Source organism: Emticicia fontis, from assembly GCF_054779675.1.
Window position 1 is genome coordinate 1 of record NZ_BAAGXU010000059.1, and the last position, 662, is coordinate 662.

Consider the following 662-nt stretch of genomic DNA (forward strand, 5'->3'; position numbering starts at 1 on the left):
AAGGTCAGCGTATTTGGCGCACATACTACTTTTGGATTGGGTGCAACAATAGTTGGTGCACTTGGTTGGGTTACAATCTGTAAGCCTGTTACTGCCTGACTTGCAACACTTGTACAGCTTCCCACCGTACAAGTAGCCGAAATGCTATAAGTTCCTACGCTTGAAAGTACCAGACTTGTGCCTGTTGCTCCTGTTGACCAGTTTACTGTGCCACCGCATCCACTGGCGGTTAAGGTCAAGGTATTTGGCGCACACACTACTTTTGGATTGGGTGCAACAATCGTTGGAGCAGATGGTTGTGTTACAATCTGTAAACCTGTTACGGCTTGGCTGGCTGGGGAAGTGCAACTACCCACAGTACAAGTGGCTGCAATGCTATAAGTACCCACACTTGAAAGTACCAGACTTGTACCCGTTGCTCCTGTTGACCAGTTTACTGTTCCGCCACATCCACCGGCGGTTAAGGTCAAGGTATTTGGCGCACATACTACTTTTGGATTGGGTGCAACAATCGTTGGTGCAGATGGTTGCGTAACAATCTGCAAACCTGTTACGGCTTGGCTGGCTGGGGAAGTACAACTACCAACCGTACAGGTGGCTGAAATGCTGTAAGTACCCACACTTGAAAGTACCAGACTTGTACCCGTTGCTCCTGTTGACCA

1 pseudogene is annotated in these 662 nt (G+C 48.6%); it reads right to left on the bottom strand.

Annotated features, from left to right (window positions below):
- A pseudogene (locus tag ACYVFA_RS23705) lies at positions 1-662 on the bottom strand (hypothetical protein); the annotation flags it as partial.